We start from the raw sequence: 5,423 nt of genomic DNA on the forward strand, positions 1-5,423 counted from the left end.
GCGACCTTGCCTGTCAGCTTGCTCATGATTTCATTCCTCAGTCCGAAGACGTTCGATGGATGGTGCCGGTTGCCGCGACGATGCGTTGACGCGTCGACGCGTTGTGAGGGCGACCGGCCTGACTGGCAATGTACGTTGCGGCACCGCAGCGATAAAGCGGCTCGACGCGAATTGACTGGCGGAGTTTGCCGAACAATCGACCGGGCGCGGTCAGCCGGCGCTCAACCACGCATCGGCGACCTCGCCGCCCAGCCCGTCGAGCGCGCCGTCGTAGACGATCCGTCCGCGCCCCATCACCGCAACGCGCCGCGCGAGCCGCGGCGCGAGTTGCAGCCGCTGCTCGATCAGCATGATCGCGACGCCATCGGCCTGCAGCGCGGCGAGGCATGCGCCGACTTCGTCGACCGCGAGCGGCGCGAGCCCCTCGGCCGGCTCGTCGACGATCAGCCCGCGCGGGCGGCCGGCGAGTGCGCGCACCAGCGCGAGCACCTGCTGCTCGCCGCCCGACAGCCGCCCGGCTTTCACGTCCGCGCGCGCGGCCAGCAGCGGAAAACGCTCGAACAGACGATCGAGCGCCGTGCGTTCGGCGGCGCCGCTCGCGCCGCGCAAACCGAGCCGCAGGTTGTCGCGCACGCTCAGCAGCGGAAACACGTCGCGGCTTTCAGCCACGTAAGCAACGCCGCGCCGCGCGATCTCGAACGTGCGCGCACCCGCGCATTCGGCGCCGGCGATGCGCACCGAGCCGGCCGTGCGTACGAGCCCCATCACGGCCTTCGCGAGTGTCGAGCGTCCCGAGCCGTTGCGGCCGAGCAGCGCGAGCGTCTCGCCCGGCGCGAGCGCGAGATCGACGCCGTCGAGCACGGGCTGCCTCCCGTACCACGCGCGCAGCCCGCGAATGTCGAGCACGGCGTTCATGCCGCGCCCTCGCCCAGGTACGCGGCACGCACGCTCGGATCGGCGCGGATCGCATCGGGCGCGCCGGTCGCGACCACCGCGCCGCGCACGAGCACCGTGATGCGTTCGGCGAAACCGAACACCGCGTCCATGTCGTGCTCGATCATCAGCACCGTGCGGCCCTGCGTCGTCGCACGGATCAGCGCGATCATCCGCGCCGCCTGCGCGCGGCTCATGCCGGCCGTCGGCTCGTCGAGCAGCAGCGTACGTGCACCGCTCGCGAGCGCGATCCCGAGATCGAGCGCGCGTTGCTCCGCGTAGCTCAATTCACCGGCCGGCGTGTCGCGCCGCGCGTCGAGGCCGATGTCGTACAGCACGCGCGCGGCCGCGAGATCGATCGACGCCGATTCGCGCAGCCGGGTCCACCAGCGCCGCCGCTCGGCCGGCGCATGCAGCGCCGCGCAGCGCAGGTTGTCGAATACGCTCAGGCGCGCGAATGCGCTCGTCTGCTGGAAACTGCGGCCGATGCCGAGGCGGCTCGCGACGACCGGCCCGCGCCCGCGCAGCTCGACGCCGTGCAGCATGACGCGCCCGCGCGTCGGGCGCGTCGCCCCGGCGATCACGCCGAACAGCGTCGACTTGCCCGCGCCGTTCGGTCCGATCAGCGCGTGGCGCTCGCCGGCCGCGATGCTCAGATCGACGCCGTCGAGCACGGTCTGCGCGCCGAAGCGCTGCACCACGCCGTGAAGCGCGATCGCGTTGCCGTTCATCGTGCGTCCTCCTGCGTGGCGACCGCCGCGCCGTGCCCGAGCCGCGCGCGCCAGCCCCACAGCAGCGTGCCGATGCCGGCCGCCGAAGCCGCGACGGCCCAGCCGACCGGCGTATCGGCGTCGATGCCCCATGTGCCGAAAGCGAGGCCCGTGCCGTCGTCCTGCGCGAAGCGCCACGCATAGCCGAGCTCGGCCGCGCAGACGATCGCGACGCCCCAGAACACGCACGCACCGATCGCGCACAGCACCCGCCAGCGCTCGGTCGCCGGCACATCGCGCCGCAATGCATGCGCGAGCGCCTGCGCGATGCCGGCGATCCCGCCCGGCGCGGCCACGACGACCGCGACGAACAGCACGCCCAGATACAGCGCCCACGCACGCGACACGCCCGCGACGCCGATACTCAGCGCGGTCAGCACGGCCGCGCCGGCCGCCGGCCCGAAGAACGCACCGGTGCCGCCGATCACCGCGGCGATCAGCACGGTCGCCGAGCGCGCCATCGACACGCTGTCGGGCGTCGCGAGTTCGACGTCGATCAGCGTCAGCGTGCCGGCGACGCCGGCGAAGAACGATGCGCAGGTGACCATCGCGAGCCGCACGCGGCGCGGATCGGTGCCGAGCGCCGCGACGCGCGCCGGGTTGTCGCGCACCGCGTTCGCGAGCCGCGCGAGCGGTGTGCGCGTCAGCACATGCATGGCCGCCGCCGACACGACGCACCACGCGGCGATCAGCGCATACGCGTGGGCCGGCGCGCCGAAATACCCGTTGCCCCACGGCGCGCCGCTCGCCCGGTCGATCGGCACGCCGCCGATCCCGCCGAACCACGCGGGCACGCTCCACGCGGCGGCCGCGACGCATTCGCCGAGCCCGAGCGTGATCATCGCGAACGCGGTGCCCGAGCGGCGCGTCGCCAACAGCCCGGCGACGAACCCGAAGCCCGCGCCGGCCATGCCGCCGACGAGCGGCAGCAGCGGCAGCGGGCCGCCGACGTGATTGAACCAGTGGGCGGCCGCGAACGCGCCGAGGCCTGCGAATGCCGCATGCCCGAACGACAACAGCCCGGTCGTGCCGAGCTGCAGGTTGTACGACAGCGCGAGCACGACGAGCGCGGCCGTCTGCGCGAGATAGCCGAGCACCGCACCATGCGGCCACAGCCACGCGGGCAGCGCGACGCACGCGGCGAACAGCGCCCAGCGCATGCATCCGGCCAATGCGCGGCTACGCATCGACACGCTCGCCGAACAATCCGCGCGGCCGCGCGACCAGCACCGCGACGAGCAGCAGGTACGGCACCAGCGGCGCCAGTTGCGCGATCGACACCGCTGCCACGCTGTCGGGCAGCGCGATCCCCGTCCATTGCGCGAGGTCGCGCAGCGACGTGTCGCTCGCGGCCGCGAAGGTCTGCGCGAAACCGACCGCGAGCGACGCGACGAACGCACCGCCGAGCGAGCCGAGCCCGCCGATCACGACCACCGCGAACACGACCGACCCGACCGTCTCGGCGAGCGCCGGTTCGATCACCGCGAGCGGCGCGCCGATCACGCCGGCCAGCGCCGCGAGCGCGGTGCCCGCGCCGAACAGCGCCGTCATCACGCGCGGCACATCGTAGCCGAGCGCCTCGACCGCCGCGCGATGCGTGAGCGCCGCGCGCACGACGAGCCCGATACGCGACGCGCGCAGCAGCACGCCGAGCGCGACCAGCATCGTCGTGGACATCGCCATCATGAACAGCCGGTAACGCGGCAAGGCGAGACCGAACACGGTCACGGGCGCGCCGTCGAACAGCGGCGGCACCGGCGCCGGCAGCGGCGCGAGGCCCCACACGAGTTTCGCGCCCTCGCCGATCAGGTATGCAAGACCGAAGGTCAGCAGCAGTTCGCTCGTATGGCCGCGCGCCTGCACGCGGCGCAGCAGCGCGCGTTCGCAGCCGGCGCCGAGCAGCCCGACCGCCAGCGGCGCGAGCACGAGCGCGGGCCAGAAGCCCGCCCAGGCCGCGATGCTGTAGCCCACGTACGCACCGAGCATGTAGAAGCTCGCATGCGCGAAGTTGAGCACACCCTGCACGCTGAAGATCAGCGTGAGGCCGGCCGACAGCATGAACAGCAGCAAGCCGTAGCTGAGGCCGTTGAAGGCCTGGAGCGCGAACGCGTGCACCGCGCAGCGTCAGGCGGCGAGCGGTTCGAGCGCGGCGCGCAGCGCGTCGGGCAGCGGCACCGGGCGGCGCGTGCCGCGATCGACGTACACGTGCACGAAATGCCCCTGCGCGGCGGGCGACGCATCGCCTTGCGCGAACAGCCCGACTTCGTAGCGCACGCTCGACGTGCCGAGCTTCACGACGCGCAGCCCCGCGTCGACCGATTGCGGGAACACGAGCGGCGCGAAGTAGTTGCACTGCGTCTCGACGACCAGCCCGATCGTCTGCCCGTGCTCGACGTCGAGCACGCCCGCGCGGATCAGGTACTCGTTCACGACGGTGTCGAAGTAGCTGTAGTAGACGACGTTGTTCACGTGCCCGTAGACGTCGTTGTCCATCCAGCGGGTCGTGATCGGCAGGAAGTGGCGATAGGCGTCGCGCGGACGCGGCTGCGGCTTGTCGGACATGGCGATGGCGCTCAGGACGAGGGAAGCGAAGGGAACGATGGGAACGGTTGGAACGACGCGCGGCGGCCGAAGCACGCGGCGCGCCGGCAGGCAACGCGGCGCCGCGTCGCGATCACGCGCGGCACGGCGGACGACACGCCGCGGGCAGGCCGGCGCGTCACTGCCCCGGCCGGTCGACGAATTCGAAATCGAGGCCGCGCGCGCGCATCCAGTCGGCGAGCGCAACACCCGTGCCGGCACGCCACGGGCGCAGCAGCGGTGGATCGACGAGCTTGTATTCGAGCAGTTCCGGCGACAGCGACACCGTGCCCGACGCCCGCACGTGGTACGCGATGATCAGTTCGTTCTTGCGGATGAATTCGTACACGCCGACGAGCGACACCTGCTCGGCCTTCAGCGCGGTTTCCTCGAACACCTCGCGGGCGATGCCGTCCTCGGGCGTCTCGCCGTTTTCGAGGAAGCCGGTGATCAGCGCGAACATCCCTTCGGGCCACGCGGCGTTGCGCGCGAGCAGGATCTTGCCGTCGAGCTCGACGATCGCGGCGACGACCGGCAGCGGGTTGTTCCAGTGCACGTAGCCGCAGGTGTCGTCGGGGCAGGCCTGGCGGACGCGGCCGCCTTCATGGTCGGGATCGGAACGCTCGGTCAGCGGGCTCGCGCAGCGCGGGCAAAAGCGGTAGTCGGCGGTGGTCATCGATGGGGATCTGGCGAGCGCCGGGCATCGGCCTGCAGGCCGCGTCGGACACCCGCTCGGCGCGGGAAAGGCTTCATTCTAGCGAGTTTGCCCGCGCCCGAGACGATCCGGCCCCACCGGCGTCAGGGCAACCTGCGCCCGTGTGCGGCAGTCGCCGCGAAGCCGGCGGCGCCGAGCAGTAGCGCGGCCACCGCGACCCACAGCGCAGGTGTGAACGACCCGAAGCGCGCGGCCAGCGGCGCCGCGACGAGCGGCCCGAGGATCTGCCCGACGCCGTACGAGGCGGTCGCATAGCCCATCAGCCCGGCCGCGCGCTCGCCGTGCAGACGCCTTGCCTCGCGCATCGCGAACAGCGTGATCGCGGTGAACGGCAGGCCGAGCAGCGCGCTGCCGATCGAGAAACCGGCCGCGTTCGGCCACACGATCCCGGCTACGATACCGAGCGCCTGCGTCACGCAGCCGGC

Annotated in this window: 7 protein-coding genes; all 7 read right to left on the reverse strand. The window is 72.4% G+C overall.

Annotated features, from left to right (window positions below):
* Window positions 1-210: 210 nt before the first annotated feature.
* A complete protein-coding gene (locus JMF90_RS22390; protein WP_201316832.1) occupies window positions 211-915 on the reverse strand; it encodes an ABC transporter ATP-binding protein in 705 nt (234 codons plus the stop codon).
* The gene (locus JMF90_RS22395; protein WP_201316831.1) at window positions 912-1,664 is read right to left on the reverse strand and encodes an ABC transporter ATP-binding protein; all 753 of its coding nucleotides are present in this window, start codon (window positions 1,662-1,664) and stop codon (window positions 912-914) included. The genes JMF90_RS22390 and JMF90_RS22395 overlap by 4 nt, the downstream gene beginning before the upstream one ends.
* Window positions 1,661-2,890, reverse strand: coding sequence for a branched-chain amino acid ABC transporter permease (locus tag JMF90_RS22400; RefSeq protein WP_201316849.1), 1,230 nt, complete (start codon window positions 2,888-2,890; stop codon window positions 1,661-1,663). The genes JMF90_RS22395 and JMF90_RS22400 overlap by 4 nt, the downstream gene beginning before the upstream one ends.
* Window positions 2,883-3,818: a branched-chain amino acid ABC transporter permease gene (locus JMF90_RS22405; protein ID WP_027814092.1), complete on the reverse strand. Its 936-nt coding sequence runs from the start codon at window positions 3,816-3,818 to the stop codon at window positions 2,883-2,885. The genes JMF90_RS22400 and JMF90_RS22405 overlap by 8 nt, the downstream gene beginning before the upstream one ends.
* A 9-nt stretch (window positions 3,819-3,827) precedes the next feature.
* Window positions 3,828-4,265, reverse strand: coding sequence for a thioesterase family protein (locus JMF90_RS22410; RefSeq protein ID WP_027787751.1), 438 nt, complete (start codon window positions 4,263-4,265; stop codon window positions 3,828-3,830).
* A 157-nt stretch (window positions 4,266-4,422) separates the two neighbouring features.
* On the reverse strand, window positions 4,423-4,959 hold the full coding sequence (locus JMF90_RS22415; protein WP_201316830.1) for an NUDIX domain-containing protein: 537 nt from the start codon (window positions 4,957-4,959) through the stop codon (window positions 4,423-4,425).
* A 122-nt stretch (window positions 4,960-5,081) separates the two neighbouring features.
* A partial coding sequence (locus JMF90_RS22420; RefSeq protein ID WP_201325442.1) for a YbfB/YjiJ family MFS transporter occupies window positions 5,082-5,423 on the reverse strand: 342 nt, incomplete at its 5' end.

Source organism: Burkholderia sp. E168m23 (assembly GCF_016586125.1).
Classification (GTDB): domain Bacteria; phylum Pseudomonadota; class Gammaproteobacteria; order Burkholderiales; family Burkholderiaceae; genus Burkholderia; species Burkholderia orbicola.

Excerpts from the sequence above, each read along its gene's own strand:
- JMF90_RS22390 (WP_201316832.1), bottom strand. The coding sequence starts at position 915 with ATGAACGCCGTGCTCGACATTCGCGGGCTGCGCGCGTGGTACGGGAGG.
- JMF90_RS22395 (WP_201316831.1), bottom strand. The coding sequence starts at position 1,664 with ATGAACGGCAACGCGATCGCGCTTCACGGCGTGGTGCAGCGCTTCGGC.
- JMF90_RS22400 (WP_201316849.1), bottom strand. The coding sequence starts at position 2,890 with ATGCGTAGCCGCGCATTGGCCGGATGCATGCGCTGGGCGCTGTTCGCC.
- JMF90_RS22410 (WP_027787751.1), bottom strand. The coding sequence starts at position 4,265 with ATGTCCGACAAGCCGCAGCCGCGTCCGCGCGACGCCTATCGCCACTTC.
- JMF90_RS22415 (WP_201316830.1), bottom strand. The coding sequence starts at position 4,959 with ATGACCACCGCCGACTACCGCTTTTGCCCGCGCTGCGCGAGCCCGCTG.